The organism is Specibacter sp. NPDC057265, from assembly GCF_042668835.1.
Taxonomy (GTDB): Bacteria; Actinomycetota; Actinomycetes; order Actinomycetales; family Micrococcaceae; genus Specibacter.
The window spans coordinates 63,373-80,699 of sequence record NZ_JBHUYE010000005.1 but is presented as its reverse complement, the minus strand read 5'-3'; the positions used below and the strand labels follow the sequence as shown (position 1 = coordinate 80,699).

The window sequence follows — 17,327 nt, the reverse complement described above, 5'->3', positions numbered from 1 at the left end:
GGGTCCCCTTGTTCATGCACCTTGCCCATGCCCGCAGGCAGCTAGCGCCACGTGCCAACACCCGTGTGCGGTCCGGCCTCCAACCAGGAGGACAAGCCGGCATAGGCGCCAAACTTCATGGCCAGCAACACTTCATGGCCCCGGTGCGACACCATCACAATGACAGTGCCGGGGGGCACGCGGGTCAGTTCAGCAGCTGTGGGTTCCCGCCGGCCCAGCAATTGCATTTCATTGCGCTTCATGGCCCGGGACGGGAAGGGACTGAGCGAAAACAGCCGCATCCATTCCAACTGGGATTCCTGGTAACGACAAACCCCCATGGACCAGCGGTTTCCCGAGGTGCGCATGGAGGCGTCGATCGTGCCAAGGGTGCGCCGCAAAGTCATGCGGCGCACCCCGGAGAGGCACAGTGCTGCTACAGCCAGCCCAAAAATTACGGCCAGCGCGATGAACAAAGGGCTCAGTTCGTCCATCAGCGTTTTGTCAGCGAATCCCTGAGCCAGACGGCGCGCTGTCCTTCAACTGCGCATTGTCGGCAACAATGACCACCCGGTCGTTATCGACCGAGAAGAACCCGCCATCGACTTCCACCAGAAAACGGGACCCGTCAACAGGAGCAATTTCCAGCAAGCCCGGCGCCAAAACCGCGAGCAGCGGGCTGTGACCGGAAAGAATTCCAATCTCGCCTTCGCTGGTGAAACCCTTGACCAGGGTCGCCGCACCGGACCACACAAAGTGGTCCGCCGCTACGATTTCAACTTCGAGGTTAGCCATGCTTACTTGGTCGATTCCTGGATCGCAGCCCACTGGCGCTCAACATCGTCCATGCCGCCAACGTTGAAGAAGGCCTGCTCGGCAATGTGGTCGACGTCGCCGTCACAGATGGCAGTGAAGCCTTCAATGGTGTCGGCAATGGCCACTGTGGAACCTTCGACGCCGGTGAACTGCTTGGCCGTGTAGGTGTTCTGCGAGAGGAACTGCTGGATGCGGCGTGCGCGCGAGACAACGATCTTGTCCTCTTCGCCCAGTTCATCGATGCCGAGGATGGCAATGATGTCCTGGAGTTCCTTGTTCTTCTGCAGGATCTGCTTCACGCGCACAGCCGTGTCGTAGTGTGCCTGGCCCACATACTGGGGGTCCAGGATGCGTGAGGTGGAGGTCAGCGGATCAATGGCCGGGTACAGGCCACGTGAAGCGATTTCACGCGAAAGCTCGGTCGTGGCGTCCAAGTGTGCGAACGTCGCGGCCGGGGCCGGGTCGGTGTAGTCATCAGCGGGCACGTAAACGGCCTGCATGGACGTGATCGAGTGGCCCTTGGTCGAGGTGATGCGCTCCTGGAGCAGACCCATCTCATCGGCAAGGTTGGGCTGGTAACCCACGGCGGAGGGCATGCGGCCCAGCAGCGTGGAGACTTCCGAACCGGCCTGCGTGAAGCGGAAGATGTTGTCAATGAAGAGCAACACGTCCTGGTTCTGCACATCGCGGAAGTACTCGGCCATGGTCAGGGCCGACAGGGCAACGCGCAGACGCGTTCCCGGCGGCTCATCCATCTGCCCGAAGACCAGCGCGGTGTCCTTGAGAACGCCTGCTTCCTCCATTTCAACCCAGAGGTCATTGCCCTCACGGGTGCGCTCGCCCACGCCGGCAAAGACCGAGGTACCGCCGAAGTTGCGGGCCACACGGGTGATCATTTCCTGGATCAGCACCGTCTTGCCCACACCTGCACCACCAAAGAGGCCAATCTTTCCACCCTTGATGTAGGGGGTCAGCAGGTCAATGGACTTGATGCCCGTCTCGAGCATCTCCGTGGAGCCCTCGAGGGTGGCAAATGCCGGCGGCTTGCGGTGGATGGGCCAGCGCTCGGAAATGGTCAGCTCCGAGGCTGCAACATCCAGGGGCTCGCCCAGGACGTTGAAGATGTGGCCCTTGACGCCGTCGCCCACGGGCACGGTGATGGGGTTGCCGGTGTCCAGCACGGCGGTGCCGCGGACAAGCCCGTCGGTGGCCTGCAGGGAGATGGCGCGGATGAGGCCGTCTCCCAGGTGCTGGCTGGTTTCAAAGGTGATGGTCTTGGACACGCCGCCGAGGTTGATCTCGGTGGTGAGTGCATTGTAAATGGCGGGAATGCCGTCGGCCGGGAATTCGACGTCGACAACGGGGCCGATGACGCGCGCAATGCGGCCTGTGGCACCGGCCTTCGCAGCGGTTCCCTGCTCGTTAAGTTGGGCAGTCATCTCTCTCACTTCACTTGTGTAGATGGCATTGAATAAGTATGAATGTCGGCTGCTAAGACGCGTTGAGCGCATCGGCGCCCGCAACAATCTCGGAGAGCTCCTGCGTAATCTCGGCCTGACGGGCGTTGTTACGAAGACGCGTGTACTTCTTGATCAGTTCGCTGGCATTGTCACCTGCGGTCTTCATGGCGCGCTGACGTGCCGCGAGCTCGGACGCTGCGGCCTGCAGCAGTGCCGCAAAGATCCGTGACTCAATGTACCGTGGCAGCAGTGCGTCCAGGACGTCTTCGGCCCGCGGTTCAAACTCGTACAGCGGCAAAAGGTCGGCGGAGGACTCAACTTCCTCCTCAACCACTTCAAGAGGCAGCAAGCGAATTACCGTGGGCTCCTGAACAACCATTGACTTGAACGCGGTGTAGACAACGTGGATTTCATCCACGCCGCCCTCCTCGAAGTCGGTGGCGAAGTCCTGCATCAGGACCTCGCGCAGTTCACGTGCAGTTTCAAATTTCGGGGCGTCTGTTCCGCCGGTCCAAACCTTGGCGTACTCGCGGCCACGGAAGTCGAAGTACGCCTGTGCCTTGCGGCCAACCAAATAGGTTGAGACGTCCTTGCCTTCTCCGTGCAGCAGTTCAATAAGGTGCTCCGCCTGTTTTAACACACTGGCGGAGTAGGATCCGGCAAGACCACGGTCTGAAGTCATTACCAATACCGCGGCCCGACGGATCTGTGCGGGCTCGGTGGTCAGTGGATGATCGACCTCGGACTGGGACGCAACGGCAGAAACGGCACGGGTGATCGCATTGGCATACGGCAGCGATGCCGTGACACGAACACGTGCCTTGCCAATGCGGGACGCGGCGATAAGTTCCATCGCCTTGAAGATCTTTTGCATCGACGTGGTCGATGAGATCTTCTGGCGGTAAACCCGTATCTGGGCTCCCATGTTTGTCCTTTCCTAATTCCCGTGCGGGCTGCCGGCCCTGATGGACCGGCAGCCCGTACAAAAAATGGTGTCAGCGTTTCTGCTTGACGATCTTTTCCTGGTCGACATCTTCAGCGGCAAGGGCTGCGAATTCTTCATGCCCGGCACCGACCAGCTGGTCGTTTCCGGCGGCGAAGAAGCCCTTTTTGAAGTCATCAATGTTGGACTTGAGCGCATCCACGGTGGACGGTTCCAGCAGGTTGGTTTCAGCCAACGTGGTCAGAACCGACGTCTTGTGACGCAGGTGCTCGAGGAATTCGCTTTCAAAGCGCAGCACATCCTCGACCGGGACGTTGTCCAGGTAGCCGTTGGTGCCCATCCAGATGGACACGACCTGGTTTTCCACCGGGAACGGCGCGTACTGTCCCTGCTTGAGCAGTTCCATCAAACGCGCGCCACGGGTCAGCTGCTGCTTGGTGGCAGCATCCAGGTCGGAGGCAAACATGGCGAATGCCTGCATGTCGCGGTACTGGGCCAGTTCCAGCTTCAAGGTGCCGGCAACCTTCTTCATGGCCTTGACCTGGGCTGCACCACCAACACGGGAAACGGAGACGCCCACATCCACTGCCGGACGCTGGTTGGCGTTGAACAGATCGGACTGCAGGAAGATCTGGCCGTCGGTGATGGAAATGACGTTTGTGGGGATGTACGCCGAGACGTCATTGGCCTTGGTCTCAATGATCGGCAGGCCGGTCATTGAACCTGCGCCCAGCTCGTCGGAGAGCTTCGCACAACGCTCCAGCAGGCGGGAGTGCAGGTAGAAGACGTCGCCCGGGTATGCCTCGCGGCCCGGCGGGCGGCGCAGCAACAGGGAAACGGCGCGGTAGGCTTCAGCCTGCTTGGACAGGTCGTCAAACACGATCAAAACGTGCTTGCCGCTGTACATCCAGTGCTGCCCAATGGCGGAGCCGGCGTACGGTGCCAAGTACTTGAAACCGGCCGGGTCGGACGCCGGGGAAGCCACAATGGTGGTGTATTCCAGGGCGCCCTGATCAGCCAGGGTCTGGCGGACGGCGGCAATGGTGGACGCCTTCTGGCCAATTGCGACGTACACGCAGCGGACCTGCTTGGTGACATCGTTTGTGGCCCAGTTGGCCTTCTGGTTGATGATGGCGTCAACGGCCAGGGCCGTCTTGCCGGTCTGGCGGTCGCCAATGATCAGCTGACGCTGGCCACGGCCGATCGGGATCATGGCGTCAATGGCCTTCATGCCGGTCTGCAGCGGTTCGTGAACCGACTTGCGCTCGGTGACGCCCGGTGCCTGCAGCTCCAGGGCACGGCGCTCAGTGGTTTCAATCTCGCCCAGGTCGTCAATGGGCTGACCCAGAGGGTCAACCACGCGGCCCAGGAAGTTGTCGCCAACCGGCACGGAGAGGATCTCCCCGGTGCGGTGGACCTGCTGTCCTTCGGCGATGCCGTTGAAGTCGCCCAGGACGACCACGCCGATCTCGCGGGTATCCAAGTTCTGGGCCAGGCCCAGTGTGCCGTCTTCGAAACGAAGAAGCTCGTTGGCCATGACGGAGGGAAGACCCTCCACCTTGGCAATGCCGTCACTTGCCGTGGTGACGCGGCCAACCTCGACGCGCTCTGCGTTGCCCGGTTCATAGGACGCTGCGAACTCATTCAAGGCATTCCGGACGTCGTCGGCATTGATGGTCAAGTCGGCCATCTGCAGTCCCTGCTCTCCTAAGTTGTGGCGGCCGGCAAAAATGCCGGCTGCCTAAGTGTTTAATTCAGTCTGTTGTGAAACTGGCGGGTTTAGAAACCAGGTGTTTCTACACTGCCAAGCGGCGGCGAAGTTCGGCAACGCGGGTTGCTGCCGTTGCGTCAACAACCTCAGCTCCCACGACAACCTTGATTCCGCCGACCAATGTCGGGTCGATGGTGACATTGATCTTCAATTCGCGACCATAGAGGTTGTTCAAACCGGCCTGCAGGCGGCGCAGCTGCTCAGTCGTCAGCTCACGGGTGACACTGACGTAGGCAATCCACCGCTGCTGGCGCTTGGCAACCAATTCCACGAAACGTTGCACCAGGGCCGTGGGCTTGAGCCCGCGGGGGGCTGTCACGGCCTGGCGGATCAACAGCGCAGCGACATCGCCGGCACCGGGTGCAAGCTGCCGGGCCAGAGTGGCCTTGGCTGCATCCGTGGCCTGCGCGTCATCAAAAGCGCGCTGCAGTTCATGACTGGACTCAACAACACGGATGAAGCCGAAGAGTTCCTCTTCCAGCTTGTCCAGGTTGGCAGGACCGCCACCTTGACCTTCAGCAACGGCAATAGCCGATGTTGCTGCCAAAACTTCCAGTGCATCGCCCAGGTCACGGGCAGAGCTCCATCGTGCGTCAACCAGATCCAGGAAAACGGTCTGCGCCGTGGCGCTGACCTTTCCCGAAACCAGCTTGGTGGCCAGGACTGCCTTGTCCGCACCCGCACGGGTGGGATCGGTCAATGCCCGGCGCAGGCCGGCGTTGCTGTCCAAGAGCTCCAGGATCCCAAAGAGATCCTGTGCCAGTGCGGTGGTCGCAAGGGCGAGTTGGGGTTCCAACGACTCCAGGGCCGCTGCCAATGACTTGCTCGATACACCTGCCATTACTTCGATGCACCCGCGTTCGTCTGCTGTTCCAGATCGGCCAGGAAGCGCTCCACAACGCGGTTTGAACGCGCGTCGTCCTCAAGTGCTTCGCCAACGATCTTGCCTGCCAGCGACGTTGCCAGTGTGCCAACCTCGCTGCGGAGGGAGTTCACTGCGGCAACACGCTCGGATTCAATTTGCAGCTGTGCCTGGGCGGTGATGCGTGCAGATTCCTCTGCAGCCTTCGCCTTGAGCTCGGCCAGAATCTGGGCGCCTTCGGCACGGGCGGTTTCACGGATGGTGTTCGCTTCCGTGCGGGCATCCATCAGCTGTGCCTTGTACTGCTCCAGGAGGGCATTGGCTTCAAGCTGCGCCTCTTCCGCCTTCTCGAGCCCGCCTTCGATTGCTTCCACACGGTCCGTGTAGTTCTTTTCGAACGCCGGTGCAATGAATTTCTTCACTACAAAGAGCAGGACAGCGAAGGCCACAGCGGTGACCAGTATTTCCCAGATGTTGGGAACAAGCGGGTTTGCACCCTCACTGGCAGCGAGGATTACTTCTGCGGTAATCATTTCTCACTAATCCTTAATCTGATAGTTGTCCAGGAAAAATTCAAGCCCCGTAGGCCGGGACGGGAAATCCCTGAACTAGACGCCAACGACGAAGGCGAAGACCAGAGCAAGAATGGCCAGAGCTTCTGCAAGGGCGAAGCCAAGCAGGGCGATGGGCTGCAGGATGCGCTGTGCTTCCGGCTGGCGGGCCACACCGTTGATGTATGCGGCAAAGATCATGCCCACACCAATTGCCGAGCCGATTGTGGCCAGGCCGTAGCCAATCATGTTGAGCGAGCCGTGGAGTTCCATTTCGTTCCTTTCAAGATACCGGCGTTGTGCCGGCAGGTTGTGAGGTGATTCCTTTGGGGGAAAGCTGGGGTAAATCTGGGGAAAAGTTAGTGCGCGTCTGCTTCCAGGCTGCCCTGGATGTAGATCGCGGTCAGGAGTGCGAACACGAATGCCTGAAGCACCATGATCAGCAGTTCCAGGAAGTACATGGCAATGGAGCCAATGATCACTGCCACACCGGTGGCGTTGAGCAGGATGCTGTCCTGGACAACTATCAAGTGCTCGGCACCGCTGCCTGCCAGCGCCACAATCATGTGGCCGGCAAGCATGGTCGCCATCAAACGCAGGGAGTGCGTCAGGGGCCGGACAATGAAGTTGGAGATGATTTCCAACGGCACCAGCAGCGGCAGGATCCAGCCCGGGACACCGGAGGGAACCACTGCCAGCTTGAAGTAGCGAAGGCCGTGCTTCTGCACGCCCACCCCAATCCACGTGAAGTAGATGATCAAGGCAATGGCGTAGGCACTGCCTGCGTGGGAGAAGGACGGCAGCTGCAGCACCGGAATGGCACCGAAGATGTTGTTCAGCAGCACAAACAGGAACACTGAGAACAGGAGCGGCACCCAGGGGCGGAAGTTCTTCTCACCCATGATGTCGCGGCCAATTGTGTTGCGCGCAAAGCCGTAAAAGCCTTCAGCGAAGAATTGGACACGGCCCGGAACCAGCTTTGGATTTCGGATCGCTACTTTAAAGAACACAGTGATCAGCACCACCGACAAGATGACCATGATCATCTGTTTGCCAAGCCCGGTGCCGTACTCGGCCATCCAGGGGAAGATGTCGGGGAGGTGGGTGTCACTAATTGTCGGTGGAACGTAGCCACCGTCATTCGAGGCCATCGGAAGCGCAAACGCGGTCAACGCGCTGTCCTCTCTGCAGTTTCGGTCAAGGGGCAAGTGTGGTGGAGCATCGCAGGATGGGTCCCACCGGAAAATAGTCTGATGGTGGCTATCATTGCTGCCTCTCATCATCAGGGCGACCATGCCGTTGATGATGCCGGGCCAGGTAATATCCACACAGCGCCCCGAGAGGCAGTGCAGCGAACAGAATCCAGCCAGTCTGCAACATAAATTCCAGTCCCCACCCTATCAAACCCCAGAGCAGGATTCCGCCAATAATGTAGGTGTAGTCCAGCTTTCCGGACTGGGACTTGGGTGGCACCACGGGGTGGTCGGGGCCGTCATGGGCGGCTTTTTTGGCCGTCATTTAAGCACTCCTTGCATCATCATTGACTCCGGGTTCCCCCGTGCCGGCCCCCGGGCGGGGCCGCTGGGCAGTGGCGGGCTCATCAAAGCGCAGGAAGCGCTGTTGACTGAAGGTCCACACCTCAACGCCCTGCCAGAACAGCACTGCCGCCACCGCTGATCCCAGGAACCAGGGCTTGTCAAGCCAGTCGGGCGTTCCCACGGCAAACAACACCGCGGCGAAGCCCAGCACCTTGACAAAGTAGCTCATGAAAAAGATGCTGATCAGCGCCTGTGGCCGGCGTCCGCCAAACAAATGCGCAGCCAGCAGGCTCAATCCAAAGAACACCATGACGAGCACGGTTCCCAGCACCACGCTGAGCACGCCGTGAAGGTCACTGAAGATTCCGGCCAGCAAAGCCATCACGAGAAGGGCCAAGCCGTCAACCAGCAGACACCTGCACAAAATATTTGCACTGGGACTGGGTGTGGGGCCGGAAACCGACAGAGCCCGCGGCGCTGCACCGTTAGGTGCCCTGTGGTCCTTCATGGGAGCTCCGTCGTCTCAGGCGGGTGCCCATTCACGGGCGGGGATTGGTGGTGTCACCGTCAACAATTCTACACGAGATAGAACTCGTGTTGCACGTTGGATTCAGATATATGACTCACAGCTGACGTTCCCCACGCCGCCGGAGCAGCTTTTGAAACAGGGTGGGGGTGCGCAAATAGCACAGCAGCACCACGAATCCGGCCGTGGTGGCGAGGATCTGGGTCAATTCATTGCCCCGGGCGGCAATGATTCCCAGCACGCTGACGGCCACAGTTGCCCCGCTGACCACTGCCGTGGCCTGCAGGTGGCCCAGGCCCACAATGGTCAGCCGCTGGTAGACGTGCTGGCGGTGCGCCGCATACCAGCGCTCCCCCGCCAAAAGGCGCCGCAGGAAGGTCACAAAGGTGTCGGTGAGATAAATCAGCACGGGTGAGAAGATGTACTCCGGCGCGACCCCCACCAGGAATGCGCACATGGCGCTGACGGCAATGGCCGCACCCAGAAGATAGCTGCCCACATCCCCGAGAAACACCCTGTTCCGGCTGAGGTTCCAGGGCAGAAAACCGGCGTAGGCAGCGGCAATGGCAATGCCGGCGTACACCAGCCATGCGTTGCCGCTGGCATATCCGGCGTAGGCATAGAAGCCTCCCACCAGCAGCCCATGCATGCCGGAAATGCCGTTGATGCCGTCCATGAAGTTGCTGACATTGACGTATGCCGCCACGGCCAGGGCTCCGGCCGGAATCAGCCACAACTGTTGTTGGCCCGGATCAATAAGCGCCACTGCCGCCGTGGCCAGCGCACCCACGGCCAACTGCAGTCCGGCACGCACCTTCACCGACAGGCCCCGGATGTCCTCAAGCCAGCCTATGGTGGAGGCTGCCAGCACCACGCCGAGAATCACCAGCAGCGTCAAGCGCCCCTGCGCGGCCACCGGTGTCTGGGGCAGGAACCACGCCACGGCAACAGCGGCAGGCAAGGCCACCGCCGTCGTAATTCCCATCCCCCGGATGGTGGGCACCGAATGGGAGGAGCGTGCATTGGGGACGTCAAGTACGCCGGCGCGGGCCAGCAGCGGGCGTACGAAAAACGGCAACAGCAGTGCCAAAACCAGTGCCACGGCTGCCACGGCGGCAAATGCCCAGGGTTCCATCAGGCACCCGCCGCAACGTCGCCGTCGGAATCATCAATGCTGGCACCGTCCGGGCCGGCCTCTTCCCGGGTCCGGCGCAGCCACAGCCCAAGGTCCAGCTCCGCCGGGTCCAGGGGGCGGGCGTGCGTATGGGAAATTTTGGCGTGCCCGTCGGGGTCGTTGATTTCATCGTCGCCGGTGAGTTGTTCGTGGAGCTTTTCCGAAGGACGCAGGCCGGTGATTTCAATTTTAATGTCCCGTCCCGACATCGCAATCATGCGTTCGGCCACGTCCATGATGCGCACAGGCTCCCCCATGTCCAGGATCAGCACGTCCCCGCCGTGGCCAATGGCGCCTGCCTGGATGACCAGCTGGCAGGCCTCGGGAATGGTCATAAAGAAGCGCGTCACATCCGGGTGGGTGACAGTGACGGGGCCGCCCTTGTTGATCTGGTCGGTAAAGAGCGGCAGCATGGAGCCGCGGCTGCCAATGACATTGCCAAAGCGCACCGAGACGTAGCTGCGCTGGGTCTGCCCCGCCATCCAGGAGGTGAGCTTTTCCGCAGCACGCTTGGAGTGGCCCAGCGCCGTGGTGGGGCTGGCGGCCTTGTCGGTGGAAATGTTGACAAAAGTGTCAACGTCCACCGCGCGGGCCGCCTGCAGCACGTTCAAGGTTCCTATCACGTTGGTCTTCCAACCCTCTTCCGGGTACATCTGCAGCAGGGGCGCGTGTTTGAGGGCGGCTGCGTGGAACACCACCTCGGGACGGTGTTCGGCAAAGATCTTCGTCAGCGACTGCGCGTCGCGAATGTCCGCCAGCACAATGTTCTTGTTGTCGAGCAGCCCGTGGCCCCAAATGGACAGCTGGGTGTGCTGCAGCCCGGATTCATCCCTGTCCAGCATGATCAGCTCGGCGGGTTCAAAGCCGTGGAGCTGACGGCACAGTTCCGAACCAATGGATCCACCGGCACCGGTGACAAGAACCCGCCTGCCCTTGACGTAGCCGGCAATTTGTTCCACCTGGGTTTCCACCGGGGAACGGCCAATGAGGTCCGCAACGTCAATTTCCCGAAAGTCAGCCAGTCCGCCCTTGTGGTCCTTGTCGGTTTCGGGGCTGAGCATGTCCTGCAGCGGCGGCAGCACCAGCACCTTCACGCCGAGACCGGAGACGCGGTCTGAAATGGTGCGGATCTGGCGTGCGTCAAGATTCGCCATGGCCAGCACCACCACCGTGGATTTGGTGCGCTTGATGATTTCCGGCAGGTCCTCCCCCACACCCAAAACACCCACCGAGCTCAGGCGCAGGTGCTTCTTGGCGGGATTGTCATCAATGAGCCCCACGGGAACGTAGGGCGATTCGGGATCCTGCAGCATGCGGGTGATCAGGGAGTTGCCCAAAAAGCCGGCCCCGTAAATCAAGGTGCGCTGGGCTTCTTCACCAAAGGTGGGTTTGCCTTCCACATAAAGACGTTTGGCGTAACGCACGGCGGCCATGAGCAGCGCGGCGAAGGGGAAGGCTATGACGGCCACGGAACGGGCTATGTGCAGTTCATTGATGAGCACGGAAAGGAAAATGCTGGCCACCACGGCCACAATGAGCGTCACGGCCACGAGAATCCTGGCCTCGTGGATGCTGCCAAAGGTGTACCGGCCCCGGTACAGGGCCATGTACCAGCCTGCAATGAGCTGGGTCGCTGCGGCCACCGCCATCAGCACCAGCAGACCCGGGGCATTGATCAGGGCCACGTCGAGTTCATAGCGCAGCAGCACCGCCAGCACGAGCGCCAAGGCCCAGGACACGGAATCAAGGACTGCCTGGGAGGCGAGCCAAAGCCGGGGTTTTTGCTCGCTGTCCCCGGAAGCACCCGTTCCGGTGGCGGCTGCGTTTTGGGCGCCTGCTTTTTTGCTGGAGGTATTCAACGTGATTCGTATTTTCCGTTTTCTGCCAGGTGAAGGGGTGCGCCCGCCTCGATCCACCACGGCGCAGCTGGCCATGAGGAGGGCTGTACTAAAGTGGAGGTTACACAAGAATAGTAATCCCTTCACGGCGATTACCCGCGCTTCAGCCCTGCCGCAAGCCGTTCATCCACCGCGGGCAGGCACCGAGAGGATCTTCCTTGACCGATTCCGTAGCCGTGGCTGCCGTTACCTTTGACAGGCCCGCGGACGTGCGGACACTGCTCGCTGCCTTGTCCGCCCAAACCCACGCCCCGCACGCCATCACCCTGGTTGATTCCGGCACGCAGGATGTCAGCGCCATTGCCGCAGAGGCCCCGGCGGACGTCAATTACATCCGTTCCCTGGCAAACCTGGGCGGCGCCGGCGGCTTTTCCCTGGCGATCCTCAACGCCATCGCCTCGGGGGCACAGTGGGTGTGGATCATGGACGACGACGCCCACCCGGAGGATCCGCAGGCCCTGGCCACCTTGCTGGCGGCGGCGAAGGAGCGCCGGCTCGATGTGGTGCTGCCCATCATTGTGGCCCCGGGCGAGCCGGACAAGCTGTCCTTCCCGTTCCGGATTGACGGGCATCTCACGCATGAGCGTTCAAAGGTGGAACCGCTGGGCTTCATTGACAATGTGGGGCAGTTTTTCAATGGCGCCCTGATCCGCAGCGATGTCTTTTTCAAGGTGGGCCTGCCCGACCTGCGGCTGTTCATCCGCGGGGACGAGACCGACTTCATGCTGCGCCTGCGCCAGGCCAAGATCAGCTTCGGCACCGTCACCTCGGTGGCGCTCAGCCATCCCGTGGGCTGGGGCGAGGTGCAGGAAGTCCTCGGCGACCGTCTGCATGTGCTGGTTCCCGAAACGCCCTTCAAGCGCTTTTACTACTACCGCAACCGGGGTCACTTGACCCGCAGGCACCGCCGGGTCCGTTCCTTTGTGGCGGATGTGGTGGGCTACCCGCTGTATTTTCTAAAAAAGGGTGATGTGAAGGGTCTGCTGTTGTGGGCCAGGACTTACGGCTCCGGGCTGCGGGGGGCAAAGTTTGGACCTGTTCAGGAGCAGAAATTTTGAGCGCCGACAGGCACGGGGCGTTCTTTTTGGTCATCACCACCTTCAACCGTGCCGCGTATCTGCAGGCTTTGTTGGCCTCGGTGGCTGAGCTGCGTCCGGCCCCCGACGCTGTGGTGGTGGTGAACAATGCCAGCACCGACGGCACCGCCGCCGTCATCACGGCAGCCCAGGCGCACTTGGCCGCACTGGCGCACCCGATCGCCGTGCTGCATCACGAGTTGGCCGCAAACTCCGGTGGCGCGGGCGGTTTCTCTGCCGGGGTGGAGCGGGCCCTGGCCGAGGGTGCGCAGTGGATGTGGTTGATGGACGACGACGTCACAGTGGTTCCCGGGGCCATCGGCGCCTTTGGGCCCTGGATGGAACGCTACGACGCCTTGGTGGGCAGGCGTTACGACGCCGCGGGAGAACCCTTTTACTGGCAAAACCGCTTCAGCACCTTTTTGGGATTTCCGTTGCCGGTGCCGGGGGATGTTTTCAGCCATTCAAATGAATTCGCCACCAATGCGGGCTGTTTTGAGGGCATGCTGGTGCACCGCAATGCCGTGGCACGGGTGGGCCTGCCGGACCCGCGTTTCTTCCTCACCTGGGATGACACGGTCTATGGCTGGTTGATTTCGCGGCACGGGCCCGTGCGGTACGTCAATGAATTTGTGCTGCACAAGGCACGGGCGCAGCGCTCCATTGATTTGGGCATCCGCCACTTAAATGACTCCTCCGATCTGGGCAGGTATTACGTGATGCGCAATCGGGGCCTGGTGGCGCAGTACCTGCGCGTGCACGGCAGCTTCAATGCTGTTGGCTTTGCCCTGGGCACGGTTTTGACAGCCGGCAAGGAGCTGCTGCGGCTGGTGGCCGTGGAGAAGTCCTTCCGTGGCGTGGGCAGGCTGCTTGCCGGCTGGCGGGAATCGCGGCGCATCATGGCTGCCAAGGATTTTCTGCCCATGCCGGCCCTGGAAGGCGGCAATTGACGTGTCAGGCCTGAAGGAAACCCGGAATTATCTGGTTTTGGGTGGCACTGGCTTTGTGGGCAGCGCCGTGGTGGCGGAACTGCAAGCCCGTGGCCACAGCGTGGTTGTCCTGCCGGCCCCGCGCCTGGCCAGTTCTGCCGCCACGGCGCGGGAGCTGCTGGACGAAGCCCTTGCCGCACCTGCCCGCGCGTCCCTGGCCGCTGCCCTAGCCAATGTTGACGTGGTCATCAATGCCGCGGGCCTGGCACTGCCAGGTGCCGCTGCCTCGCCGGCCCTGACCGGTGCCAATGCCCTGCTGCCGGCAGTGGTGGCGTCGGCCGCCCGCGCCGCCGGCACCGGGAGATTCATTCACCTCAGCAGCGCCTCGGTCCAGGGCCAGCGCAGCAGCATTGACGAAAGTGGTGAACGGGCGCCTTTTTCCGCCTATTCCCGCTCGAAGGCCCTGGGCGAGGAGGCGCTGGAGCTGCTGGCTCCGGCCACCGCTGACCATCTCAGCCTTGTCACGGTGCGTGCCACATCGGTGCAGGGGGCGGACAGGGCCACCACACAATCCCTGGTGGCCATTGCCCGCTCCCCCTTGGCGTCGGTGGCCTCCCCCGGTACTGCACCCACCCCCGTCAGTTCACTTGCGGCCCTGGCGTGGTTTGTTGCGGAGGTGGCCCAGCATGCAGGGGAAGTCCCGGCGGTGGTGCTGCAGCCCTGGGAAGGCCTGGATGTCCGCGGGGTGCTCGTGGCCGCGGGCGGGCGCCGCCCGTTGTCCTTGCCTCGCGGTCTTTGCCGTGCAGCCTTGGCGGCCGGCTTTGCGGTGTCCTCGCGCTTGCTGGGCGAACGGCTCCACGGCTCTTTGCGCCGGGTGGAACTGATGTGGTTCGGGCAGGACCAGGAACCGGGGTGGGCCCAAACCGTGGGCCTGCTTCCCACCCCGTCGGCAGCTCAGGTTTTGGAACAGGCGCGCCGCAGGGCGCAGGGCAGCTTAGGGGCCTGAGTGCGGAACTGCCGGGGGCGTGGGCTCGGGCCTTGCCTCCTCGGCAGGGTCCGCAGCGGGTGCATCCGGCGCCGCTTCCTTGCCCAGGTTCACCGGAGCCCACATGGCAGCTTCCGCGTCACCGCCCAGGGCACTGGGGACCAGCTCCTGGATCTGGGCCAGGCTGATGGCACCCTCGCGGACCACCCGCAGCCGCAGCCCGGTGGCGTCAACAATGGTCGAGGGTGTCGGGTCTGTACCTTCCACGGGGCGAAAGCCGTCCTCCAGGTACACCTCCACGGATTCGGCCAGCTGCGCACGTGCCCCGGACGCCGTTTGGGCGGCGGTTTGTCCGGTGCGGTTTGCGCTGGAGACAGCCAGGGGTCCGGTCAGTTCCAACAGTTCCAGGGCCAGCCGGTCATCGGGCACCCGCAGGGCCACGGTGCCCTGTGTCTCCCCCAGATCCCAGGTCAAGGTGGGCTGGGCATGGAAAATCAAGGTCAGCGGCCCCGGCCAGTATTTTTCCGCCAGCTTGCGGGCGTCGTCGGGAATGTCGGTGGCCAAACCTTCCATGGTGCCAATGCGGGCAATGAGCACCGGCGGGGGCATGTTGCGTCCACGGCCCTTGGCGGCCAGGAGCGTTGCCACGGCCTGGGGTGAGAAGGCGTCGGCGGCGATGCCGTACACGGTGTCGGTGGGCATCACAATGACCTGCTTGGCGGCAATGGCTTTTTGCGCGTGGGCCAGGCCCTCGGCGCGCTGTCCTTCATTGGTGCAGTTATAGGAAGTGGTACTCACGTGATCCATTCTTTCATTACAGCGCCCGCGCACGGGACGCCGCTCCTTGGTCAACGGCGAATGCCGCTGGTGGCCCTGTCCCGGCCGCCTAAATCCTGATGCCCCTGCACCTTGTGCCAGTTGCCACTGCCTTGGAACATTTCGGCCATCCGGGCCCCCTGGACTTCCGCGTGCTCCATCACGAAGAAGCCGCCGGGGCGCAGCAGCCGCGCAGCTGTTGTGGCGGCCGCCACCGGCAGTTCCATGCCGTCTTCCCCTCCACCATAAAGTGCCATGTGGGGATCGTGTAAACGCACCTCCACTTCACGCGGGATGGCGGCCGCTGGAATGTACGGGGGGTTGGAGACCACCACGTCCACCGCACCATTGAGTTCGGCGAAGGCATCACGCAGGTCCCCCTGGATGAGGGTGACGTTGCTGCCGGCAAGATTGCGCACCGCCCAGGGGAAGGCATCATCGCTTAGTTCCACCGCGTACACCTGGCAGCCGGGCACTTCGGTGGCCAGGGAACCGGCTATGGCACCGGAGCCGGTGCCCAGGTCAACGGCGGTCAGCTGAGCCTCCGGGCCGCGTTCATGGCGCAGACGTGTTAAGACGTCTATGCCCAGCTGCACCACGGTTTCAGTTTCCGGCCGGGGTACAAAAACGCCCGGACCCACCGCCAGCTCCAAGTGTCTGAACGGCGCCAGTCCGGTGATGTGCTGCAGCGGCTCCCGTGCGGCGCGGCGTGCCACAAGTTCTCGGTAGCCCGGTGGTGACACGCTTGTACCAAATAACATGGCTGCCAGTTCGCCACGGCTTACCCCCAACAGGTGGCAGGCGAGCAATTGGGCGTCCACGGCCGCCGAAGGCACACCCGCGGAGGCCAGCACAGTGGTGGCGTGGTGCACCGCCTCGGCCAGGGATTCCCCGGGAGCCGGCTCAGTCACCGAGCGCGTCCAGCCGGGCCTGCTCGTCCATTTCAATGGCCGACTGCACCACCGGCTCAAGGTCCCCGTTCATCACGGCGTCAAGGTTGTAGGCCTTGTAGCCGGTGCGGTGGTCAGCAATCCGGTTTTCCGGGTAGTTGTAGGTGCGGATGCGCTCGGAGCGGTCCATGGTGCGGATCTGCGACTTGCGCACGGCCGAGTTCTCAGCGTCCACAATGGCCTGCTGGTGCGCCAGGATGCGGGCCCGGAGCACCCGCATGCCGGCTTCGCGGTTTTGCAGCTGCGATTTCTCATTCTGCATGGCCACCACAATGCCGGTGGGAAGGTGCGTGATGCGCACGGCCGAATCCGTGGTGTTCACCGACTGGCCGCCTGGACCGGAGGAGCGGTAGACGTCAATCTTGAGATCGTTGGCGCTGATGTCCACTTCCTCGGGCTCATCAACTTCCGGCAGCACCAGCACGCCGGCAGCCGAGGTGTGGATGCGTCCCTGGCTTTCAGTGGCCGGCACGCGCTGCACGCGGTGCACCCCGCCTTCGAATTTCAGGCGTGCAAAAACACCCTCGGCAGGGTCATTGGAGCGGCCTTTGACGGCAATGGAGATGTCCTTGTAGCCACCCAGGTCGGACTCGGTTGCTGAAATGACTTCGGTCTTCCAGCTCCGTGAATCGGCGTAACGGGTGTACATGCGGACCAGGTCCGCGGCAAAAAGCGCCGCCTCATCCCCACCCTCCCCGGCCTTGACCTCCAGGATCACGTCGCGGGCGTCGTCGGGATCGCGGGGAATCAGCAGCCGGCGCAGCTTTTCCTGGGCCGCAGCGAGCTGTCCCTCCAGCACGGGGACCTCGGCGGCAAATTCGGCATCCTCGCTTGCCATTTCCCGGGCGGCCTCAAGGTCGTCCGCCAATGTCTCCACCTGGTGGTAGCCCTCCACCACATTGCTCAGTTCCGCATAGCGGCGGCCGAGCTTGCGGGCCAGCCCTTGATTGGCGTGGACTTCCGGCTCGCTCAGGCGCATTTGCAGCTCGGCGTGCTCATCAAGGAGCCCGTGGATGGATTCAAACATGTGAAAACCTCTCTCGACATCAAGTC

At 62.4% G+C, this 17,327-nt stretch carries 19 protein-coding genes; 3 read left to right on the top strand and 16 right to left on the bottom strand.

Translation table 11 applies throughout. The features are described from left to right. Positions 1–41: 41 nt before the first annotated feature. From ACFUCV_RS05540 to ACFUCV_RS05480, 13 genes are all read right to left on the bottom strand, one after another. The gene (locus ACFUCV_RS05540; RefSeq protein ID WP_380813026.1) at positions 42–473 is read right to left on the bottom strand and encodes a DUF2550 domain-containing protein; all 432 of its coding nucleotides are present in this window, start codon (positions 471–473) and stop codon (positions 42–44) included. Between the two features lie 10 nt (positions 474–483). Next, entirely contained in the window at positions 484–774 is a 291-nt protein-coding gene (locus tag ACFUCV_RS05535) for a F0F1 ATP synthase subunit epsilon (protein WP_380813023.1), read from the bottom strand. A 2-nt stretch (positions 775–776) separates the two neighbouring features. Further along, entirely contained in the window at positions 777–2,234 is a 1,458-nt protein-coding gene (atpD, locus tag ACFUCV_RS05530) for a F0F1 ATP synthase subunit beta (RefSeq protein WP_380813020.1), read from the bottom strand. Positions 2,235–2,286: 52 nt separating this feature from the next. Next, positions 2,287–3,180 carry a F0F1 ATP synthase subunit gamma gene (locus ACFUCV_RS05525; RefSeq protein ID WP_380813018.1) on the bottom strand — a complete coding sequence of 298 codons (894 nt, stop codon included), beginning with the start codon at positions 3,178–3,180 and terminating at the stop codon, positions 2,287–2,289. Between the two features lie 70 nt (positions 3,181–3,250). Next, positions 3,251–4,888 carry a F0F1 ATP synthase subunit alpha gene (gene atpA, locus ACFUCV_RS05520; RefSeq protein ID WP_380813015.1) on the bottom strand — a complete coding sequence of 546 codons (1,638 nt, stop codon included), beginning with the start codon at positions 4,886–4,888 and terminating at the stop codon, positions 3,251–3,253. Between the two features lie 106 nt (positions 4,889–4,994). Next, positions 4,995–5,810 (bottom strand): F0F1 ATP synthase subunit delta, encoded by an 816-nt coding sequence (locus tag ACFUCV_RS05515; RefSeq protein ID WP_380813012.1) that lies wholly within the window; start codon positions 5,808–5,810, stop codon positions 4,995–4,997. Further along, positions 5,810–6,364, bottom strand: coding sequence for a F0F1 ATP synthase subunit B (locus ACFUCV_RS05510; RefSeq protein ID WP_380813009.1), 555 nt, complete (start codon positions 6,362–6,364; stop codon positions 5,810–5,812). The genes ACFUCV_RS05515 and ACFUCV_RS05510 overlap by 1 nt, the downstream gene beginning before the upstream one ends. 75 nt (positions 6,365–6,439) lie before the next feature. Next, a complete protein-coding gene (locus ACFUCV_RS05505) occupies positions 6,440–6,655 on the bottom strand; it encodes a F0F1 ATP synthase subunit C (RefSeq protein WP_380813006.1) in 216 nt (71 codons plus the stop codon). A gap of 86 nt (positions 6,656–6,741) precedes the next feature. Next, the gene (atpB, locus tag ACFUCV_RS05500; protein ID WP_380813003.1) at positions 6,742–7,533 is read right to left on the bottom strand and encodes a F0F1 ATP synthase subunit A; all 792 of its coding nucleotides are present in this window, start codon (positions 7,531–7,533) and stop codon (positions 6,742–6,744) included. A gap of 112 nt (positions 7,534–7,645) precedes the next feature. Continuing rightward, complete coding sequence (locus ACFUCV_RS05495) at positions 7,646–7,900, bottom strand: hypothetical protein (RefSeq protein WP_380813000.1); 255 nt, start codon at positions 7,898–7,900, stop codon at positions 7,646–7,648. Further along, on the bottom strand, positions 7,901–8,317 hold the full coding sequence (locus ACFUCV_RS05490; protein WP_380812997.1) for a hypothetical protein: 417 nt from the start codon (positions 8,315–8,317) through the stop codon (positions 7,901–7,903). Positions 8,318–8,543: 226 nt separating this feature from the next. Next, positions 8,544–9,581, bottom strand: a complete 1,038-nt coding sequence (locus tag ACFUCV_RS05485; RefSeq protein WP_380812994.1) for a glycosyltransferase family 4 protein — start codon at positions 9,579–9,581, stop codon at positions 8,544–8,546. Continuing rightward, the gene (locus ACFUCV_RS05480; protein WP_380812991.1) at positions 9,581–11,479 is read right to left on the bottom strand and encodes a polysaccharide biosynthesis protein; all 1,899 of its coding nucleotides are present in this window, start codon (positions 11,477–11,479) and stop codon (positions 9,581–9,583) included. The genes ACFUCV_RS05485 and ACFUCV_RS05480 overlap by 1 nt, the downstream gene beginning before the upstream one ends. A gap of 197 nt (positions 11,480–11,676) precedes the next feature. Here ACFUCV_RS05480 and ACFUCV_RS05475 point away from each other — a divergent pair, with 197 nt between their 5' ends. The 3 genes from ACFUCV_RS05475 to ACFUCV_RS05465 are packed head-to-tail and all read left to right on the top strand — an operon-like array spanning position 11,677 to position 14,529. Beyond that, positions 11,677–12,576: a glycosyltransferase family 2 protein gene (locus ACFUCV_RS05475; protein WP_380812988.1), complete on the top strand. Its 900-nt coding sequence runs from the start codon at positions 11,677–11,679 to the stop codon at positions 12,574–12,576. Beyond that, a complete protein-coding gene (locus ACFUCV_RS05470; protein ID WP_380812986.1) occupies positions 12,573–13,544 on the top strand; it encodes a glycosyltransferase in 972 nt (323 codons plus the stop codon). The genes ACFUCV_RS05475 and ACFUCV_RS05470 overlap by 4 nt, the downstream gene beginning before the upstream one ends. Before the next feature lies 1 nt (position 13,545). After that, positions 13,546–14,529 (top strand): NAD-dependent epimerase/dehydratase family protein, encoded by a 984-nt coding sequence (locus ACFUCV_RS05465; protein ID WP_380812983.1) that lies wholly within the window; start codon positions 13,546–13,548, stop codon positions 14,527–14,529. Here the strand turns inward: ACFUCV_RS05465 and ACFUCV_RS05460 are convergent. The 3 genes from ACFUCV_RS05460 to prfA are packed head-to-tail and all read right to left on the bottom strand — an operon-like array spanning position 14,518 to position 17,301. Then, on the bottom strand, positions 14,518–15,306 hold the full coding sequence (locus ACFUCV_RS05460; RefSeq protein WP_380812980.1) for an L-threonylcarbamoyladenylate synthase: 789 nt from the start codon (positions 15,304–15,306) through the stop codon (positions 14,518–14,520). The genes ACFUCV_RS05465 and ACFUCV_RS05460 overlap by 12 nt on opposite strands. A gap of 50 nt (positions 15,307–15,356) precedes the next feature. Beyond that, complete coding sequence (gene prmC, locus ACFUCV_RS05455; RefSeq protein WP_380812977.1) at positions 15,357–16,235, bottom strand: peptide chain release factor N(5)-glutamine methyltransferase; 879 nt, start codon at positions 16,233–16,235, stop codon at positions 15,357–15,359. Further along, positions 16,228–17,301 carry a peptide chain release factor 1 gene (prfA, locus tag ACFUCV_RS05450; RefSeq protein WP_380812974.1) on the bottom strand — a complete coding sequence of 358 codons (1,074 nt, stop codon included), beginning with the start codon at positions 17,299–17,301 and terminating at the stop codon, positions 16,228–16,230. Before prfA ends, prmC begins: the two co-directional genes overlap by 8 nt. Between the last annotated feature and the right edge of the window lie 26 nt (positions 17,302–17,327).

Bases quoted from the DNA above. Each gene is read 5' to 3' on its own strand.
- ACFUCV_RS05540 (WP_380813026.1), bottom strand. From the start codon at position 473: ATGGACGAACTGAGCCCTTTGTTCATCGCGCTGGCCGTAATTTTTGGG.
- ACFUCV_RS05535 (WP_380813023.1), bottom strand. From the start codon at position 774: ATGGCTAACCTCGAAGTTGAAATCGTAGCGGCGGACCACTTTGTGTGG.
- atpD (WP_380813020.1), bottom strand. From the start codon at position 2,234: ATGACTGCCCAACTTAACGAGCAGGGAACCGCTGCGAAGGCCGGTGCC.
- ACFUCV_RS05525 (WP_380813018.1), bottom strand. From the start codon at position 3,180: ATGGGAGCCCAGATACGGGTTTACCGCCAGAAGATCTCATCGACCACG.
- atpA (WP_380813015.1), bottom strand. From the start codon at position 4,888: ATGGCCGACTTGACCATCAATGCCGACGACGTCCGGAATGCCTTGAAT.
- ACFUCV_RS05515 (WP_380813012.1), bottom strand. From the start codon at position 5,810: ATGGCAGGTGTATCGAGCAAGTCATTGGCAGCGGCCCTGGAGTCGTTG.
- ACFUCV_RS05510 (WP_380813009.1), bottom strand. From the start codon at position 6,364: ATGATTACCGCAGAAGTAATCCTCGCTGCCAGTGAGGGTGCAAACCCG.
- ACFUCV_RS05505 (WP_380813006.1), bottom strand. From the start codon at position 6,655: ATGGAACTCCACGGCTCGCTCAACATGATTGGCTACGGCCTGGCCACA.
- atpB (WP_380813003.1), bottom strand. From the start codon at position 7,533: ATGGCCTCGAATGACGGTGGCTACGTTCCACCGACAATTAGTGACACC.
- ACFUCV_RS05495 (WP_380813000.1), bottom strand. From the start codon at position 7,900: ATGACGGCCAAAAAAGCCGCCCATGACGGCCCCGACCACCCCGTGGTG.
- ACFUCV_RS05485 (WP_380812994.1), bottom strand. From the start codon at position 9,581: ATGGAACCCTGGGCATTTGCCGCCGTGGCAGCCGTGGCACTGGTTTTG.
- prfA (WP_380812974.1), bottom strand. From the start codon at position 17,301: ATGTTTGAATCCATCCACGGGCTCCTTGATGAGCACGCCGAGCTGCAA.